8 protein-coding genes and 1 pseudogene are annotated in these 18,889 nt (G+C 70.9%); all 9 read right to left on the bottom strand.

Annotation, left to right across the window (positions count from 1 at the left end; translation table 11 throughout):
- Positions 1-323 precede the first annotated feature (323 nt).
- Entirely contained in the window at positions 324-599 is a 276-nt protein-coding gene (locus AC1DP0_RS04680; protein WP_344942552.1) for a WXG100 family type VII secretion target, read from the bottom strand.
- Positions 600-654: 55 nt separating this feature from the next.
- Positions 655-930 (bottom strand): WXG100 family type VII secretion target, encoded by a 276-nt coding sequence (locus AC1DP0_RS04675; RefSeq protein ID WP_478082719.1) that lies wholly within the window; start codon positions 928-930, stop codon positions 655-657.
- Between the two features lie 281 nt (positions 931-1,211).
- Complete coding sequence (locus tag AC1DP0_RS04670; RefSeq protein ID WP_478082718.1) at positions 1,212-5,612, bottom strand: FtsK/SpoIIIE domain-containing protein; 4,401 nt, start codon at positions 5,610-5,612, stop codon at positions 1,212-1,214.
- Positions 5,609-8,335 (bottom strand): transglutaminase family protein, encoded by a 2,727-nt coding sequence (locus AC1DP0_RS04665; RefSeq protein WP_478082717.1) that lies wholly within the window; start codon positions 8,333-8,335, stop codon positions 5,609-5,611. The genes AC1DP0_RS04670 and AC1DP0_RS04665 overlap by 4 nt, the downstream gene beginning before the upstream one ends.
- Positions 8,332-9,699 carry a DUF58 domain-containing protein gene (locus AC1DP0_RS04660; RefSeq protein WP_478082716.1) on the bottom strand — a complete coding sequence of 456 codons (1,368 nt, stop codon included), beginning with the start codon at positions 9,697-9,699 and terminating at the stop codon, positions 8,332-8,334. The genes AC1DP0_RS04665 and AC1DP0_RS04660 overlap by 4 nt, the downstream gene beginning before the upstream one ends.
- A 35-nt stretch (positions 9,700-9,734) precedes the next feature.
- Positions 9,735-10,727, bottom strand: a complete 993-nt coding sequence (locus AC1DP0_RS04655) for an AAA family ATPase (protein WP_478082715.1) — start codon at positions 10,725-10,727, stop codon at positions 9,735-9,737.
- Between the two features lie 118 nt (positions 10,728-10,845).
- The gene (locus AC1DP0_RS04650; RefSeq protein ID WP_478082714.1) at positions 10,846-17,178 is read right to left on the bottom strand and encodes an Ig-like domain-containing protein; all 6,333 of its coding nucleotides are present in this window, start codon (positions 17,176-17,178) and stop codon (positions 10,846-10,848) included.
- Positions 17,175-17,987 carry a hypothetical protein gene (locus AC1DP0_RS04645; RefSeq protein WP_478082713.1) on the bottom strand — a complete coding sequence of 271 codons (813 nt, stop codon included), beginning with the start codon at positions 17,985-17,987 and terminating at the stop codon, positions 17,175-17,177. Before AC1DP0_RS04645 ends, AC1DP0_RS04650 begins: the two co-directional genes overlap by 4 nt.
- A 205-nt stretch (positions 17,988-18,192) precedes the next feature.
- A pseudogene (locus AC1DP0_RS04640) lies at positions 18,193-18,889 on the bottom strand (serine/threonine-protein kinase); the annotation flags it as partial.

The raw sequence follows: 18,889 nt of genomic DNA, 5'->3' as shown, positions 1-18,889 counted from the left end.
GGGCGGGGGTGGGCACGCAGCCGCGGCGGGTCAGCGCGTCGGCGAGGTCGGACCGGTCGGCGACGACGGCCACGAGGGGAAACAGGCTCACGAAGGGGCCTCCTGTCCGAAGATACTTCTGCATTGCTGCCTTGCTGAGAGAGAATCTACGGGCCAGTGGCGCACCAACGCCAATTCATCTCGCCACGGCGTGCGATGACGCACACCTGGGCTCAGGCCACCCGAGCCGGCGCACACGAAAGGGCGGCCGCTCCTCCCCTGAGAGAGCGACCACCCTTCGCGCTGCGGTTGCCGCGGAGCCGTGGCTCACGCGACACCCGGACTCACTTCGACGACGTCTGCTTCTGCGTCTCGGCGTTCGTCTTGCACTTCTTGCCCATGGCGTCGAGCTTGTCGCCGGCGGCCGACACGACCTGGCGCTGGCCGTGCCAGTCGCTCTGGAACTGCTCGGCGTCGGTGCCGCCCCAGTTGCCCTTGATGGTGGAGACGGCGCCGTTGACGGCCTCGACGATGCCGTCGAGCTCGCCCTTGTAGCCGACGAGCTTGTCACCGGACGCGGACACCGCGTCGGCGTTCATACCCTTCTTGTAAACAGCCATGTCAGTTCCCCTTCAGAAGTGAAGCGTGCGTTGGTCTTGGGTGAGCGAAGGTCGATCAGTACTGCGACGAGGTGCTGCGCTGCTGCGAGACCTCGTGGTCGATCGTCGACTTCATCTCGGTGAGCAGCTTCTGGGCCTTCTGGAGCTCGGGACGGTGCGTGCCGGTCCACTCCTGCTCGAACTGCTTGGAGTCGTCACCCTGCCAGTTCTGCTTGAGCGACTCGACCTCCGCGTCGACCTTGCCGATGAGCTTCTGGATGGCCTCCGCCTGCTGCTGCAGGACGTTGCCCTGGGCGTTGACCTCATCGTCGTTCATACCGAGCCAAGCCATGACCTTCTCCTTTGCCTGTGTTCCCCCGACTGATTCGGGAAGTTCTCTTCCGGACCAACCGTGCAGGCCCGCGCTGTTCGAGACTTCTCGACGTTCTGACACCTTCGGGCGGTTCATCCGATGGGTGGCTTTCGTCGACATGCAGAACCTATGTCAGCCTTCGGGGGGTGTCGATGGGGAGCACTCCCCATGATTTCGCCGCCTCGCGGACCCCGATGGCGCATGCCGTGAGCGTCCTTCGACTCCCTTGTGCCACAACGCTTTCGGCGGGCTGAGCGAGCTCACGGCAGAGCCGCCTGGAGCAGCTCGAAACGGCCCTTCTCGATGAGGAAACCGCGTCCCGGGGGGAGCTCGGCCCGGTTGAGGGCGGGGAGGTTCGCCTTGAAGACGGAGAGCCCCTCGTTGCCGTCCGGGTGCAGGGCGAGGCCCGAGCGCGAGGTCTTGAGCAGTGCCTGCAGGCCGAAGTTGCTGCTGAAGAAGGCCGCCTCACCCTCGGCGACGACGAGCTGGTCGTTGTCGACGCAGGCCTTGGTCAGGGTCGTCAGGGCGTTCTCGGCGCCCGACGGCGCGAGGTCGTCGATGCGCTCGACGAAGACCGCGACGGGCCTCGTGACGCGCCCCTCCTCGATGTCGGCGGCGAGCCGGGTCGCGAGCGCCGTCGTGGCCTCCCCGCCGACCGCGGTCTCGGTCCAGATGCCGAGGTCGAGCAGCTCCGAGGTCCGCCGCGGCGTCATGAGGTAGAGCGCCGAGGCCGAGCTGAACCGGAAGAGGCCGGCCGCCGTCGTGGCCACCGCCGTCGTGCGCCCCGAACCGGAGGGCCCGGTGATGATGAAGGTGCCCTTCGGGTCGAAGCCGTGCGGCTCGAGGCTCGAGGAGGCGACCCCGACGACGGGTCGACCGCCGAACTCCGACGGCAGGTCGCCGAGCGGGATGACCTCGGCGAGACTCTCGATCTGCGGCGCCTGGCTGACACCGGCCTTGCGCGTCGCGTCGGCGAAGGCCTCGATCGCCGCGGCCTGGACGGTGACGTCGGACGAGCCGCCGAGCACCGCGACCTGCACCTCGGACCCTGACATGAGGCCTCGTCCGGGCGGGGAGGCCATCGTCAGGACGTCGCCGGGCACGCCGAGGACGGAGTAGTCGTCGACGTTGCTCATGCGCAGGATGATCCGTCCCTGCACCGCCGCGGCGAGGTTGGTGGGCAGGCCGGTGCGCTGGTCGGAGGCGATGATGAAGTGCACGCCGACCGGTCGTCCGTCGGCCGCGAGACCGGCGAGCAGGTCGAGCCACTGGAAGCGTCCGCCCACCTCGTAGGCCTGCCGGAACGCCGTCATGTTGTCGATGAGGACGAGCACGCGCGGCTCGTCAGGTCGAGCGCCCAGGCGGCGGTAGTCGGTGATCGTCGCGGCACTGACGCCGGAGTAGCGCGAGGCGCGCTCGTCGATCGTGGCGCGCAGCATGCGGAGCAGCCGGGTGACGCGCTCGTGGTCACCGCCCGGCACGATGGATCCGACGTGCGGCAGCGTCTCGAGCATCGCGAGACCGCGGTTGCCGAAGTCGAGGCCGTAGACGTGGCAGGGACCGCCGCGCACCGTGTAGCCGGCCGCGACCGCCATCGAGCGCAGGAAGACGGACTTGCCCGAGCCGGACGTGCCGTAGATCGCGATGTTGCCCTCCTTGTCGGGGCGGAACGCGATCTCGGGCTGGACCTGCTTGTCCGGGTCGTCGGCCACGCCGAAGACGAGCTCGTCGTCGCGGCGCTCCGTCGGCAGCGTCGCGAGGTCGTAGACCGCGCGCATGTCGGGTAGCCACGGCTTGCGTGGCTTGGGCAGCTCGGCGACGCGCGCGGCGCGGCCGAGCGTGGCGACGAGACGCTGGATGTCGGTCGGGCCGAGGTCGGCCGCCTCGTCGGCGCCCTCGACGCGCGGCGGCTCCCACTCGGTGCCGCGGCCGAAGGTCAGCGTCTCGACCTTCATGTCGGGCGGCGGCGGGACGTCCGAGGTCCACCCACCGGCATACCCCGTCTGGAAGGGGACGAGCCGGCCCGGGCCGGTCTTGGACACGGCCCGGCCGGGGAGGGCGGGGTCGAAGAACGCCGCCTCCTTGGACCCGAGCACGTCGTCGGAGTCGTTCTCGTCGGCCATCCGCAGCGCCATCCGCAGGTTGGTGTTGGCGCGCAGGTTGTCCTTGATGACACCGGCAGGACGCTGCGTGGCGAGGATGAGGTGCAGGCCGAGCGAACGGCCGCGCTGGGCGACGTTGACGACGCCGTCGACGAACTCGGGCACCTCCTGGACGAGGGCGGCGAACTCGTCGACGACGATGATGAGCGACGGCGGGGCGTCGACCTCGCCGCGCCGCTCGAGCTCGACGAGGTCCTTGGCCTTGTGCCGGGCGAGCAGGTGCTCGCGGTAGTGCAGTTCGGCCGCGAGCGACGCGAGCGCACGCCGCACGAGGTGCGGCGACAGGTCGGTGACGAGGCCGACCGTGTGCGGCAGCTTGACGCAGTCGCGGAAGGCCGAGCCACCCTTGTAGTCGACGAGCAGGAAGGTGACGCGCTGCGGCGAGTGGGCGGCGGCCATGCCGAGGATCCACGCCTGGAGCAGCTCGGACTTGCCGGCACCGGTCGTGCCACCGACGAGGGCGTGCGGTCCGTCGGAGCGGATGTCGACGGAGAAGGTTCCCTGGCTCGACTGTCCGACGATGGCGCGCAGGTTGCCGGGCTTGCGCGGCAGGACCGCCGGCGCATAGGGGCCGGTGAGGATCGAGCGGGACTCACCCCACTTCTCGATGACGGCCTGCTCGGAGCTCGCGAGGTCCGTGCCGGCGAGGGTGAGGAGCGAGACGGCCCGGGGCAGGTCGCTCGCGTCGTCCACCGGCACGCCGGCGTCGACGACGGGCGCGAGCTGGCGCGCACACGCCATGGCCTCGTCGTAGCCGATGCGGTCGACGGCGACAGGCTGCACCTCCTCGCCCGCGTGCACGAAACCGGCGAGCGAGCCGTGGTCGTCGCTGACGACGAGGAAGGTGTGGCACGCGGCCGGCAGCAGCTGCTGGGTCTCGGCGACCCAGAACACCACGATGCCGTGCCGGTGGCCGCGCTCGGCGATGGCGACGAGGCGGCTGCGGTCGATGGGGGCGTCGCTCTCGACGAGCACGAGGACGGTGGGACGCTCGGCGTCCGCCTGCTCCTGCTCCTTGCCGGTGCCCTTGGCCTCGATGATGTCCTCGAGGGCGTCGGCGAGCGCCGAGCACCCGGGTGCGCTCGCAGCGAGGTGGTCGACCTCGATCGGGCTGTGCGGCGACGTCGTGTGCGGAAGCCACTTGACGAAGTCCCAGTCACGGGCGGAGCTGCCGGAGGCGAAGGAGCAGACCGCGAGCTCGGCCGGTGAGTGCAGCGACGCCATCTGGAGCACGAAGGAGCGTGCCGCGCCGAGAGCGCTCGCGCGCTCTCCGGCGATGCCGACGGCACCGTCGGTCAGGGGGGTGGCCACGACGGGGACGTCGTGGACGACCTCGAGACCCTGCAGCTCCTCCGAGACCGCGAGCCAGGCCTCCGCCTTGGAGCGGCCGACGGCCGGCATCTTGATCGCGGACCGGGACGGACGGGTGCCGAGGCCGAGGCGGAGCTCGCCGAAGCCGTTGCCGTCGCGGCGGCGGGTCCACAGCAGGGCGCTCCGGTCGCGGACGGCGGTGAGGCAGTCGACGCCGCTGGGGTGCTCGGCGCGCCGGGTGTTGCCCTCGACCTCGAGCGACCCGCGGATGCGCTGCGAGAGCAGCTCGAGGTCCTCGCGGAAGTCCGCCATCGCCTGCGCGTACTCCTTCTTCTGCTGGCGCCGCGCCTCGTAGTACGTGCCGGCCATCATCATCGGCATCATCAGCATGAAGATGATCGAGAAGGCACTGCGCGTGATGAGGTACACGACGATGCCCATGAGCAGCGGCACGACCATCGCGACGAGCGGCATCGGGTTCAGCTTGCTCCGCTCGGGCAGGTCGGGGACCTGCCACTCCTGGCCGGAGAAGAGCGGTGCCACCCGGGGCGAGCGGGAGAAGGCGACGGTGCCGGCGTCGCCGGACAGGACGCCGCTCCCGGGACGGCTGACGACGCCGTCTCCGTGGAGGAGCACCTCGAGCTCGGTGTCGCCGACGCGCACGACGTCGCCGCTCTTGAGGTGGGCGCGCGTGACCTGCTGTCCACCGGCGGTGATGCCGTTGGCCGAGCCGAGGTCGACGACCTCGACGACCTCCTGGATGACGAGCTTGGCGTGCTTGCGCGAGACGGACTCGTCGGACAGCTGCACCTCGCATCCGCGACCACGGCCGACGTATGCCGTCCCGCGGGCGAGCGGGAACTCCTTGCCCGCGTCTGGGCCGGACCGGATGTGGGCGACGGCCGCCGGACGGCCCCGGTCGACGAAACCATCCCCGGCGCAGGTCACCGACACGCGCATGCCCGACTGCAGACCGCTCTCGGCGACGGTCGAACGCGGGTCGAGCCCACGCAGGTCCTGGTCGACGAGGGCGAGGGTCATCGCGGCGTCGACCCCGAGCCCGCTCGAGCGGTTCGGGTCGGCGGCCGCGAGGTAGGAGGCGAGGTCACCGACCGTGGTGGCGGAGTCCGTCGTCGCGACGAGGTCGGTCTCGCGGTCCCCCGAGCGGAGGACGAACTTCAGCTTCACGCGTCTCTTCCCTTTCGTGCCGCCCGGGCGCTCTTGGCGCTGGGCGCCATGGTGCCCCGCCACGTCGTCGTCGCCGGTTCGCGGCGGGTGGGCGCACCTCGGCCCTGGCGGCGCGAGGTGCGGATGCGGTCGGGCCCGAGGCCGGAGCCGCCCGGCTGGTGCTCTCGGAAGGTGCGCAGCGAGACGTCGCCGCGCAGTCTCTGCCAGAGGCTCTGATGGCTCCGGATCCGCCGGCGCGCCGTCTCGACGTCGGCCCAGAAGGCGTCGACCTCCTCCGGCGTCGGCTCGGAGACGTCGAAGAYGTGGCCGTCGGCGGCGGCCGCGAGCGGTACGAGGGCCAGGTCACGAGCCTGTCGAGTGCTCACTTCCCCCCCGTCAGGGGAAGGTGTGGCCGCTCCGGAACCCGGGGGGAAGTGAGCACTCGACGGAGCACTCGACGGAGCACTCGACGGGACGGGGGCGCCCATGAGGGCACCGTCGACGACCGGGCTCGGCTTCTCGGGCGCGGGACCGTGGACGTGCTCCTCCAGGGCGCGCGCCTGCTCCAGTCGGGTTCCCTTGGCCGGCAGGGGCATGCGTAGGTCGCGGGCGGTGTCGACGACCTCGCGCCAGCCGCCGCTGACCCGGCTCGCCGTCTCGCCTGTCGTGCGCCGACGCCGCCGGCGGAGCCACTTGGCTCCCCGGATGGCGCCGTAGGCGAGGAGCACGACGAGCAGCGGGATCACGACGAAGAAGAAGAGCCAGCGCAGCCAGTCCGGCCAGTTGTTCGGGTCGAGCGGGTTCTTGTCGTCCTTCTGCGGGGTCTTCAGCTGGGTCGCGTTCTGCGCCTGGTCGGGACCCTGGAGGACGCTTGGCGGGTTGTTCGCCGCGGGTGGGGGCACCTGGGCGCCGGTCTTCTTCTCCTCGGACTTCTGGATCAGCTGCTGCGGCTTCTTGTTGCGGTCCGGGACGAACTGCCTCCAGTAGATCGGCTGCCACGAGCCGTCGGTCCGTGCGACCTCGACCCAGGCGTGGACGTCCTTGCCCTTGATGGCGCCGGTGGCGTCGGGCTCGGCGCCGAGGACCACCCGGGCGGGCACCCCGAGGCGGTTGGCCGCGAGGGCCAGCCCGGCGGCATACTGCTCGTCGTCGCCGGCGAGCTGGGTGGCCTTCATGAACTGCGTCATCCGCCGGAGGCTGTGACCCGGGAGGAAGATGTTCTGGTAGTCGCCGGGGGCGCCGCCGTCGGTGTAGGCGCCGTCCTGCATGGCCTTGGCCACGGCGACGACCTTCTCCCACTGGCCGTCGACGCGCTCGGTCCACGGCGAGATCTTGTCGTCGACGAACGTCAGGTTCTGGCTGTCGACGACGGTGCCGTCGGCGACGTCGACGCTCTTCGGCAGCTGCGCGTCGACCTTCTGCGCCAGCGCGGTGACCGTGTAGGTGTCGCCGGCCTGGAGCTTCTCGGGCAGGACGCCGGTGTTGGTGTCGACGTTGAAGCGCAGGTCGGTCCGGAGCTGGTCCGCGCGTGAGCCACCGAAGTCGAGACCGGTGACGGTGCCGAACGTCGGCAGCCACACGTCGTTGTAGCCACTTGCCGCAACGCTCACCGTTGCCGTCACCGGGTCTCCGGCGCCCTCGGCCGCGATGTGGCTGCCGACCTTGCGGAAGCCCGCACCGTCGGGGGTGTCGCCGCTGCCGTCGTTGGCGAGCTTGCCGGCGCCCCAGACGAAGTCGTCGTAGGAGTCGAGAGCGGCGATGCGCACCGGCACGCCCTGCGGCAGGCCCGTGACCGTCAGCAGGGTCTTGTCGAAGAGCTGCGCACCGTTGGGCTCGGTGTACTGCCGGAATCCGGCGAGCGGAGAGGCGTACTGGGTCACGTCGAAGGGCGGCACGAGGGCCGAGCGGAAGACCGTGCGCTCGGCGCCGTCGGCGCCGGGCAGCAGGGGCCCGGCGAAGAAGCCACCCACGGTCGCGACGGCGAGCAGCGCGGCGGTCGTGACCGCGCGGGTCGTGCGGCCGGCACCGTTCTGCAGGGCGGGCCGGTTGCGGTTGCTGCGCAACGCGGTCCAGCCGATGGCGACGAGGGCGAAGACGGCGCCCTGGAGCAGCACCGCCGCGGGCGTCAGCGTGCCGAGCACGATCGAGGCGACGAGGAGCAGCACCGGCGCGACGAGCGCGAGGACGGCGCCCGCCCAGCGACGCGCGACTCCATAGGTCAGCGCGGCGCCGGCGAGCCCGAAGAGGAACGGCAGGGCCATGTAGGGACCCTCGGAGTCGACGGGGGCGAGCGCTGTCAGCAGCTCCTTCCAGCCGGGGACCGCCATGTGCACGAGCGTCGCGAACGTCTGCCCCGACGGGATGAAGCCCGCCACGAGGTCCTCGCGGACCGCGACGGGCCCTCCGAGCAGGAGGTAGGCCGCCGCGACGGCGAGCAGCGTGACGATGCCGTAGGCCCGGAACGTCGCGGTGACGTGGGTGACGAGCAGGCCGATGACGAGGCCGGCGATTCCGACCCAGAGCCAGCCGAGGCCGAAGAAGGTCGTGCGGAAGCCGACGAGCGCCAGCGCGACGAGCAGCAGCGCGAAGCCGGCGTCGACGAGGTGGGGGACGGTCGGGCGCAGCCGGACCAGCTGGGCACGGATGCGCTCGCCGGCCGACAGGGGCTTGACCAGCGCGGAGGGAGGAGGCGCCGGGATCGAGCCCATCGAGCCGGCCGGGCCCGGTGACGTCGGTGAGCTCATCGGGCCACCCCTGAGACGAGAAGCGTGCGGAGGTCCTCGAGCGCGGAGAGCGTGAGGATGACGAGGCCGCCGCCGTGACGGATGCCGTGCTCGGCCATCGGGTCGATGACGACGATGACGCGCCTGACCTCGGGCGGGAACTGTCCGGCCGCGCGCTGCAGCTCGACGAAGGGGCGGTGCGGACCCGTCACGAGGAAGCAGGTGCTCGTGTCGGGCGCCATCTCGGCCGCGTCGAGCGAGGTGGTGAAGAGGTCGACCGGTCCGGGCTCGACCCGCGACATCGCGTCGAGACCCACCTGTGGGACCGACTTCGTCACCTTCTGCGTGCCGCAGACGATGGTGGCGTCCTGCTCGTCGAGCATGACCCGGACCATGATCGAGCTGCCGACCGAGATCGCCGTCTCGACGTCCGCCTGGATCGCCGTCGGGGCGTTGGCGGCCATGACGTCGCGCTCGACGTCGCGGTCGGTCCGCCCAGTCCTGCCGTGGCCGGAGCGGTACTGCTCCGGGTCGGGGTCGACGATGACCGTGACGTGCGAGCGCCGGGTGTCGAGGAACTGGCGCACGAGGAGCTTGCCGGCCTTGGCCGAGCTGCGCCAGTGGATGTAGCGGCGGTCGTCACCCGGCTGGTACTCCCGCAGCGCGTGGAAGGCGAGGTCGCTCATCGAGACGTCCTCGGTGGTGCTGCCCTCGAGGTCTCGGAGGAGCCCTGCCCCCAGCGACTCCAGGGCGACCGTGCGCGGGTGGACGAAGAGCTCGGTGCGCTCGGTCCACGTCAGGGTGCGGCGCATCAGGCCGAGCGGGTCGCCCTGCACGGTCGTCGCCGGGCCGACCTGGATGACGCCGCGGCGTGAGGTCGGGACGACGAAGAGCTCCTCGTGCGCGGTGCCGGGGGTCAGCGGGGGCAGCACGAACCGGGCGGCCGACAGGCCCACGGGCAGCTCGACGAGGATCGCCAGCATCGGCGTGCGCGCCTCGTTGGTGACGCGGATCCGGCCGGTCGCGGGCTCGCCGACGACGACCCGGCGCGGGTCGACCTCGGCGAGGATGCGGACCTTGGTCCGGCCGAGCGCGAGGGCGAAGCAGATGAGGAAGAGGAGCAGGGCCGCAGCGGCGACCATGAGCAGCTCGGTCCATCCCCAGCGTGCGCCGACGGCCCAGCAGACGACGCCGAGCGCGAGGATCGTCCACCCGAGCGGCGAGATCCACCGCAGGAGGCCGGCGACCGGACGCCAGACACCTTTGGTCTGGTCCGCCACCTGCTCGATGGAGCGGGTGATCGGCGTCGTGATCTGGCGGAGGCCACGGCTCGTCGAGCCCGGGACGGCGCGCGACGGCGCTGCCCCCTGGTCCTGCTGGGTCATGCGTTCCCCTTGGTTGCTTCGGCTCGAGTCGCCGGTCAGGCCGAGGCGCGCTCGGCCGGCGGCGCGATGTCGCCGAGGATCTGGTCGACGCACTGCTCGACGGTCGTGCCGGCGAACTGCGCCTCGGCGCCCAGCAGCAGGCGGTGGCTCAGCACGGGCTCGGCGAGCAGCTTGATGTCGTCCGGGACGACGTAGGTGCGACCCTGGCTCGCGGCCCACGTCTTGGCGCAGCGGACGTAGGCGAGGCAGCCTCGCACCGACAGGCCGAGCTTGAGCGAGGGGTGGCGACGCGACTCCTCGGCGATGCGGCTGACGTAGCCGAGGATCGCCGGGTCCACGTGCACCTCGTCGGCGAGCTTGCTCATCTCGACGATGACGTTGCTCGCGATGAGCGGGCTGAGCGTCTTCGCCCGGTCACGCGTCTTGGCGTCGGCGAGGACGGCGATCGTCGCCTCGTGGTCCGGGTAGCCGACGCTCGCCTTCATGAGGAAGCGGTCGAGCTGGGCCTCGGGCAGCCGGTAGGTGCCGGCCTGCTCGATGGGATTCTGTGTCGCGATGACCATGAACGGCTCACCGACCGAGTGCGGCTTGCCGTCGATGGTGACCCGGCCCTCCTCCATGACCTCGAGCAGCGCCGACTGCGTCTTCGGCGAGGCGCGGTTGATCTCGTCGGCCAGCACGATGGTCGCGAAGATCGGGCCCGGGTGGAACTCGAAGGTCTGCTTCGTCGGCTCGTAGATCGTCACTCCGGTGACATCGCTCGGGAGCAGGTCCGGCGTGAACTGGATGCGGCTGTGCGTGCCCTGCACTGTCGCCGAGAGGGCGCGGGCGAGCTGCGTCTTGCCGGTGCCCGGGAAGTCCTCGAGGAGCATGTGCCCCTCGGAGAGCAGGCAGGTGAGCGCGAGGCGCGTCACGTGCTGCTTGCCGAGGACGGCCTTCTCGATGTTGCCGACGAGCTGGTCGAAGGTGTGGGCGAACCACGTGACCTGCTCCTGGGTGATCCGACCGGTGGTGGGCGTGGCGGTCATGGGTGTCGTGCTCCTGTCGTGTTCATGCGGAAGGCGTTCGTATGCCGGGTGGCCCGGGGGGTTGGGCGTGCCGCCGACTCGGGCGCACGCCCATGGCGGGCGGGCGGTCGATGGAGGCTCACGAGCCCCCGCCCCAGGGACTGCGCTTCAACGAGTCGGAACCGTTGGACCCGGTGCAGGTGACCGAGATCCAGCCGCGCGAGAAGCCGTAGTACTTCGTCGACTGGTTGGTCCCCTCCATGGGTTCGTGGGTTCCCCGAGTGCCGTCATCGACGTTGTTGGGCCAGGCGTTGGGTCCCTGGTCGCTGTCGAAGACGCAACGGATGCTCCCCTGGAAGTTGTTCAGGTTGTATCCGATGAAGGGGCACTTGCCTGTGCTGCACCCGCTGGTGTAGCCGGCGTTGCCCGTCGGGTAGAGCGCCGTCACCTGCGGCTTGGGCGGCGGCGGCTGGGGGTCGGTCGTGCCGGTCACGTTCGCCGTCCACGGTCCGGGCCCGGAGTCCTGGGCGATGGCGCGCACCCGGATCGTCCGCGACGTCGAGTAGCCGAGGTTGTTGAAGGTCGTCGAGTGCGTGCCGGCCCCGACGGTCTGGTTGCGGTCGCCGTTGATCTCGTAACCGGTGATCGGCCGACCGTTGCTGGCCGTGGTCCCCCAGCTGAAGGTGATGCTGTTGCCGTCTTTGTTCGAGACGTGGAGGTTGGGCACGCCCTGGGTCGCGCCGTACGGCGAGATGGACTCCCCGCCGGAGGTCTGGCACAGGTTGGCACTGTTGCAGGTCGTCACCGTGATCGTCTGCGAGCCGACGGGAAGCGCGCCGGTGGTCTGGGTGCAGGACCCGGACCCACAGCTGAAGCTGCCGCGGGCCCCGCTGGACGTCGAGTACGTGACCCGCTGGCCACCGCCCGCGTGCGCGGCTCCCACCGTGTAGCTGATGTCGGCGGTCTTGTCGTCACGGGGGGTGACGGCGCGCGTGATGGCGGGCTTGTCGGGATAGCCGTTGGCCGTGTAGCTCCGGTAGTTGGTCTTGTCGGACGTCGCCGGGCCACCGTTGGTCGCGGTCACGACGTAGTCGACCGTCTGCCCCTGGTAGGGCACCGTGTCGCTCGCGACCCGGGAGTCGCCGCCCGAGCGGGTCGCGATGAGGTTCCACGCGCCGCCTCCGGTGCGCCGGAAGACGTCGTACTTCGTGATGGCCGGCCCGTTGGGGTCGGTCGAGGGCCAGGAGATCGACACCTGGGCGTTGGTCTCGCCGGGGACCGGTGAGCGAGGGCTCAACGTCGGCGCCGGCACCGCGGCCGGCTTGCCGAACGACTGCGCCTTGACGTCCGGTCCGAAGGGACCCCACCCTGCCTCGTTGTAGGCCTGGACCCGGATGTTGTAGGCGTCGTCGTTGATCAGGCCGGTGACGACCTTCGTCAGGGCCGGGGCCGGGACGTCCGCCTGCCCGGTGGCACCGGCGTTGCCACCGATGTCGACCCACTGGACGCGGTACTTCAGCACCTTGCTGCCCTCGTTGGGCGGCTCGGTCCAGCTCACGGTGAGCTTGCGGTCGCCCGGGGTGACGTCGCTGATCGACGTCGCCTTGGGCTTGGTGTCGGGACGCACCGTGTTGCTCGGCGGGCTCGGGTCCGACCAGCCCACCGGGTTGCGGCTGCGGACCGTGAACGAGTAGTCCTGACCGTTCGTCAGGCCGGTGACGGTGCACGGCGACGACGAGCAGGCCCTGGTGCCGCCACCGGGTCCGATCACCGTGACCTCGTAGCCCTGGATCGGGAGACCACCGTCGTAGGCCGGCGGTCGGAAGTCGACGCGCGCGCTGCTTCCGAGGATCCGGTCGGCCACCGCGACCGGCGCGGCTGCCGCGTCGGGCCTGCTCCGGACACTGACGCTGACCTCACCGAGCGCCGCGGGGCGTCCCGGCGCGTCGATGACCTGCACCGCGATGCTCGCGTCGCCGCGCGCCTTGTCGGCGGCCGTGACGGTGAGCTGGCAGCCGCTGGCCGAGGCACTGACACCCGTGCCGGACATCACCTGTGACCCCTGGACCGAGCACTTCGGCGCGGTCAGGGGGCTGTCGAGGTACTGCGCGAGGTTGATGGTGCGGCCCGTGCCGGCGATGAGGCCCTCGATGCGGACCGGGCGCAGGTTGGCGATCGGCGGCGAGCTGATGACCCTGACCTTGATCTTGAAGGAGTCCGCACCGCCCTTGGCCTTGACCGCGACGGCGCCCGTTGCGCCCTCCTTGGCGGCGGCCTGAGCCTTGAGGACGACCTGGCGCCCACCGGCACCGGCCTGGCTCAGGTCGACCCGGTCGATGGCCGGGTCCCATGCCGCCTCGTACTGCGCGTTGCCGGTGTCCATCCCGGTGGGCAGCCACGCGTGGCACAACCGCGGGATGTCGAACGAGCGCGCCGGGCCGTCGGCGACGAGCTGCACCTCGTGGTCGGGGCAGCGCAGCACCGGCACGTCCGGCCCGATCTGGACCGGGATCGTGACGTATGCCGTCTGGGCCGCCTTGTCTGCCGGTCCCGTCGCGTTCGTCACCTCGAGCATCACGGCTGCGGGACCGACGTAGCCGTTGGTCGACGTGAGGGTGAGGTCGGTGCCCGAGCCGGCCTCGGACTGGAGGTTCTCCTCGGGAGAGGTCGACAGGGTGTCGGGCGAGGTCAGCGTCACCTTGCCGCCACGCGGGTCGCTGACGTAGTCCCCGAGCGAGACCTTGGCGGTGGAGTCGGCACCCATCTTGATGGTCCTGCCGTCCACGACGTAGGGCGCGCCGTTGGTGCCGGCAGGGACGTAGACGAGCGCCATGGCCGAGGCGCCGTCGGCGTCCTCGATGACGTAGGGGACGACGCGGGCCTGCGGTCGCAGCTGGATGCGCAGCTTGCGGCCCTCTCGCACGACGCCGTCACCGATGAACTTCGTGATCTTGAGGCTCGCCTGGTCGCCGTCGAGGTCGCGGTCGTTGGCGAGCGCGTCCACGAGGATCGAGGTCTCGCCCTGCTTGGCGGTTCCCGTGTCGTCGACCGCGGTCGGCGGGTTGTTGAAGTCCTTCTGTCCGCGCACCGTCAACGTCGACTTCGACGGGTCGAAGAGGCCGTCCGTGATGCCGTAGGTGAGCACCTTGGCCGGGCCGTCCTCGGGCGCGACGACCTTGAAGCTGTCGTCCTTCTGGCGATGGAAGTCCTTGAGCACGTCGGCGTCGTTGAGCGTCGACAGGTCGACGAAGGACACGGAGTCCCCGGCCGCGATGAGGTCGTTGGAGAGCACGTCGGCGTGCACGGTGCGGCCGGGCGCCGCGACGACGTCGTCCTCGACGGCCACGGGCGGCTGCGGATCGCCGGGCTGGACCACGCCGACGCGCACGAAGCCCTCGCTCGTCAGGCCGAAGCGGTCGCGCAGCTGGTAGCGGATGACCTCGGTGCCCGCGCTGCGCGGGTACGCCTCGTAGCGGATCGTCGCCGCGCCGAAGCCGAGGACGCGGCCCAGCTTGAGGTCGACGGCCTTGCCGTCCTCACCGACGATGCCGCTGACGAAGGTGAGGTCACCGTCCGGGTCGACACCGCTCGTCGGGACCGTGATGGCCAGGGTGTCACCGGCGGTGACGCTCGCCGAGAAGCTCCGTGCCGACGGCGGCTGGTTGGGGTACTTCACGGCGTCGGGCAGCGGGTTGATGGTCACGTTGATGCGACCGGTCACGGCCCGGGCGCGCAGGCCCTCGGGGTAGGTGGCGTACTCGAGGATCGCGGCCTTCGAGCCCTTGAGCGCCTCCTGGTCGGGGACGTAGCGCACGACGGTCCCGGAGGCGAAGGCCTGGCCGCCGCCGGACAGGACCCTGACGCCGGCCGGGTCGAGCCTCAGCGGGATGCCCTCGCTCATCGAGTCGTTGTCGAGAGCCGGGATCGTCACGGCGTCACCGACGCGGACCGTCGCCACGTCGTCGACGACCGTCGGCAGGACCTTCTCCTTGGGCACCGGCTTCTGGACCACTGAGAGCTGGCCGACGGCCGTCTTGGTGCCGTCGCTGATGGTGTAGCTCACCGTGCCCCGGCGCGGCGTGTCACCGCCGAGCGGCGCCGTCGCCTCGACGCGGACCCACCGGCCCTGCACGACCGAGACCCGCAGCCAGGCGTCGCCCGTGACGACACGCTGGACGACGAGGACGTCGCTGCGCGGGCTGTAGTCGTTGGAGAGCACGTCGGCGATGACCGGCGTCTGCCCGCGCAGCACGGCCGCGTCGGGTGTCGCGACGGGCGGCAGGTCGACCGAGGGGTTGGGCATGATGTCGACGCGGATGCGGCCGACGCTGACCCCGGAGCCCACCTGGGCGGCATACGTGACCGTCGACGTGCCGGGCGTCTGGCCCGTCACGGTGAGGACGTTGGTGTCGAGGTTGGTGTCGAGCGTCAGCTGGCCCGGGCCCTTGACGGCCTGCGCCAGGCGCATGCGGGCCTGCGGGTCGGTGGGGTCGGCGCCGGCGATGTCGTTGCCGAGCGGCTGGAGCTGGACCGGCTTGCCGACGACGGCTCGCAGGACGTCCGGCTGGGTCTTCGGCGGGACCGCCTTGCTGTCCTGCTCACTCAGCACGTCGAGGGTGACGGACGCCTGCTGGGTGCCGCCGCGGCCGTCGTCGACCTGGTACTGGACGACCTCATCGCCCTTGTTGAGCTGCGCCTTGACCGTCAGGGCGCCGGAGCCGTCGACCCCGGTGGTCGTCGGGTCTACGGCCGAGACCTGGATCGGGTCGTTCTCGGCGTCGCGCCAGTCGGCGACGACACCGACGCGCACGGAGCCTCCGGCGACGACGGGGTGCTTCGCCCGGGCCAGCTTCGCCTGACCCGCGCGCAGCTTCGGGGCCGTGTTGACCTCGGACCCGACGATCCGCACGGTGACCTTCGCGGTGGCCCGGCCGTTCTTGGCCGTCGTGCCGTTGTTGACGGTGTAGTCGAACGAGAACGTGCCGCTGGCCTCCTCGGGGACCGTGACCTGGACGGTCTGCCCGTCGGCGGAGGCGCTGGTCGAGATGCCCGGCGCGCCGGGCTGGCTGACGTCACCGGGCGAGATGGCGAGGATCGAGCCCTGCGAGTCCGAGTCGTTGTCGAGGACGTGCAGCGTCGACGTGCGACCCGGCCGGACCTGCAGGTTGTCCGGCTGTGCCTTCGGGGGCGTGCGGCTCACCTGGTCGTCGACGAGGTTCTCGTCCTTCTTCTTGTTCTTGTTGTCGGTCTGAGGCGGCGGGATGACCGAGTTCCAGTTGTCGATCTTGACCTTGTTGCGGTCGATGTCCCAGACGTCGCCGGAGTCGAGGTCGTTGAGGACGATGAGGCCGCGGTTGACGCGGAGCTTCACGCCGTCCGTGCGCACGCCCTTCTTCATCGCCCCGAGGTCGACGGTCGGGGCGTCGGTGGGTGTGCCGCAGTTGCGGCCGTAGTAGACGTTCGATGCGCCGGCCCACGCCGCGTGGACGCAGCTCGCGAGGCGGACCGGAGCGGAGAGGAACAGTCGTTGCCCGGGCGCGCCCTGGCTGAGCTTCACCCCGCCCGTGGTCGGGCTGTCGCCCGTCAGGGAGACCTGGCTCAGCTGGGACTCGTCCTGGATGAGGACCGACGCCGCGTCCGGGCCGGGCTGCTGCAGCGCGGCGAAGGCCGGGTTGCCCGGCTCGGCATTGCCGACCGACAGCTGCTGGGGCTGCGAGAGGGCATCGGAGTAGAGCTTGCCGGTGCTGGAGTCCCAGACGACCCAGTGCGCGCCGACCGCCGTGACCTGTGCCGACTTCGACGTGAAGCCGAGCTTCGTCGTGACCGGCGCGGCAAACGCGTCGCCCGCCGGACGCAGCACGGTGATCGTGCCGAGCTCGGCGGACACGGCATACACCGTGCCGTCGACCCCCACGGCGACCGCGGCGTTGCCGCCGACCTTGGCGAGCGGCTTGGCCTGGGTCTGGAGGCCGTCGAGGCCGGCGATGCCCGAACGGTTGTCGACGTGCTGCGCGCGCACCTCGCCCTTCGCCGGGTCGATCATGGCGATGGTCTCGCCCCGCACGTCGACGAGGGGGGCGGTGAAGACGCGGTTGCCGGTGGCGGTGCTCGGCTTCGGCAGGACGATCGACTGCTCCGGAGCGAGGGTGCCCTCGGCCGGGTTGACCGGGACGATCTGGTTGCTCGCCCTGGAGTAGCCGACGATCGCCGCGCCGTCCTGGAAGACGTCGAGGCCCGAACCGGTCGAGCCGTCCGACAGCACGCCCGCGTCGAGCTGACCGGCCGGCTTGTTGATGCGCCCGAAGCGGGCCTGCTCGGCGTTGGTCACCCAGATGCCGCCGTCATTGAGGTCGGCCTTGCGCACGATCTCACCGTCGCTGCGGGAGGCCATCCAGACGAGCAGGCTCGCGAGGAGGGCGACGACGACGGTGGAGATGACCCCGACCCGTCGCTTGGTGGCGGCGGTGCTCATGCGTTCCCCTGTTCGGCGACGGCCTTCCGGCCGTCGACCCTGTTCACTGCATCGGGCAAGGTGCCGGTGGTGTCGACGGTGTCGCTGGTGACCGTCGGGTCCAGGAKGGCGAGGTCGCCCTCCGTGACGAGCTTGGTCGAGAGGGCGTGCTCCACGAGCCGCGCCTTGCGGTTGGTCGCGAGCTTGCCGACGCCGCCGTGCAGGCCGCGCGTGCCGGCATCGGCAAGCTTCTGGCAGACGTTGTCGAGCTTGCGGTTGAAACGAGTGAGGGTCCAGTCGAGCCGTTCAGCGGCGGCGGCCGAGGAGGGGATCTGGTTCGTACCCGCCTCCCGGCGTCGCAGGAACGGCTCGCAGAGCGCGACGACGAGCAGCTTCTGGTCGGGCGTCAACGACACGCGTCCGACGGTGGCCGCTCCGACCTCGTCGTCCGCATCGGCGGGGACGTCGGCGGGCGCGTCGCCGGTCACGGACCTGAAGGCGGGGCTTGCCACGTGGATCTCGAAGTCGTAGGTCGTCGGGCCGGCCGTGAACCAGACGATGAGCTTCTTCATCGCGAGCGGGATCTTCGCGCCCGGGTTGAGCCAGGCCTGGAAGAGGCCCTGCTCGTCGGCGACCGTCGCCGTCAACGTCGATCCGGTGTTGCTGATCCGCCAGAAGCCGTTCTCGAACGAGACGACGAGGAAGGTGCGGTGCAGGTAGGGGTTGTCGTCCACCTCGATGTCGCCGGTGCGACCGATGGTCAGGCCCGTCTCCGGCGACACGGAGTACTCCTCGCCGCAGAACACGACGGTCACCTTGCTGTGGATCACGATCAGGTCCCCTAATCCCTGTCGACACGCTCGCGCGTTGGCCCGCCGTCAACGGTGAGCAGACTCGCACCGTAACGGAAGCTTGTGGTGATTTGGCAGTGTCTGTCCAGAGAGTGCCGTGCCGACCGTCAGGTGTCCACCCGCTGGCGTACTCAGGCAGACGTCGGCGCCCGGTGCCCGCGGTGGTGGTCAGGCTCCCCACGCCTCACTGCGCGGTTTCGCACTGGACGTCGGAGCCCGGCGAGGCCTGGCCCGAGCGGGCCACGACCACGGTCGCGCAGACCTTCGTGCCCTTGGGTGCCTTGACCGTGTAGCTCCTCGTCGAGACCGAGACGGTCTTGGCGCGGTCCGGGGTTCCGGCATCGGACGGAGTGGGACCGTAGGACACCCGGAAGGTGTCCTTCTTCGTGGGCTGCGGATAGTTCCACGTGAAACTGACGTTGCCCGTGCCCGACCTCGCCGAGACGGTCGGCTTGTCGAAGACACCGTCGCCGATCGCACTGTCGTCACCCGGCATCGAGACCGTGGCGCTGGGCTTGGGCAAGGCCGGAGCCGGGTCGTCGGACCCGGGGCGCACGACGAGGAGGACCACGAGACCGACGAGGACGACGACACCGGCAACGAGCCCCCGGAGGACGGCCGGCCTGGCGAACGGCGAGCCCGCTGCAGGGACCGGAGCCGGAAGCGCCTGCGCATCGGCGGTGCTCGCGGCGCGACGAACCGTCGCCTCCTCCGAGGAGTCCGAGCCGAGGGGCGCGGTCTGGCTCCCCACCGGGTCGGTGGCGGCAGCGGGACGCACGGGAGCTGCCGAAGTCGCACGGCTCGGGCTGGGCATCGGAGCTGGTGACCAGCGCTGACCGCCGGCCTCCGAGCGACGACGGGTCTCGCCGTCGGCCGTCGTC

The sequence above is a fragment of the Terrabacter sp. P5_B1 genome (assembly GCF_056400505.1).
This window is presented reverse-complemented; position numbering and strand designations above follow the sequence as displayed.

What these genes read in the sequence shown, in the direction of transcription:
- AC1DP0_RS04680 (WP_344942552.1), bottom strand. Translation starts at nt 599, where the DNA reads ATGGCTGTTTACAAGAAGGGTATGAACGCCGACGCGGTGTCCGCGTCC.
- AC1DP0_RS04675 (WP_478082719.1), bottom strand. Translation starts at nt 930, where the DNA reads ATGGCTTGGCTCGGTATGAACGACGATGAGGTCAACGCCCAGGGCAAC.
- AC1DP0_RS04660 (WP_478082716.1), bottom strand. Translation starts at nt 9,699, where the DNA reads ATGACCCAGCAGGACCAGGGGGCAGCGCCGTCGCGCGCCGTCCCGGGC.
- AC1DP0_RS04655 (WP_478082715.1), bottom strand. Translation starts at nt 10,727, where the DNA reads ATGACCGCCACGCCCACCACCGGTCGGATCACCCAGGAGCAGGTCACG.
- AC1DP0_RS04650 (WP_478082714.1), bottom strand. Translation starts at nt 17,178, where the DNA reads ATGAGCACCGCCGCCACCAAGCGACGGGTCGGGGTCATCTCCACCGTC.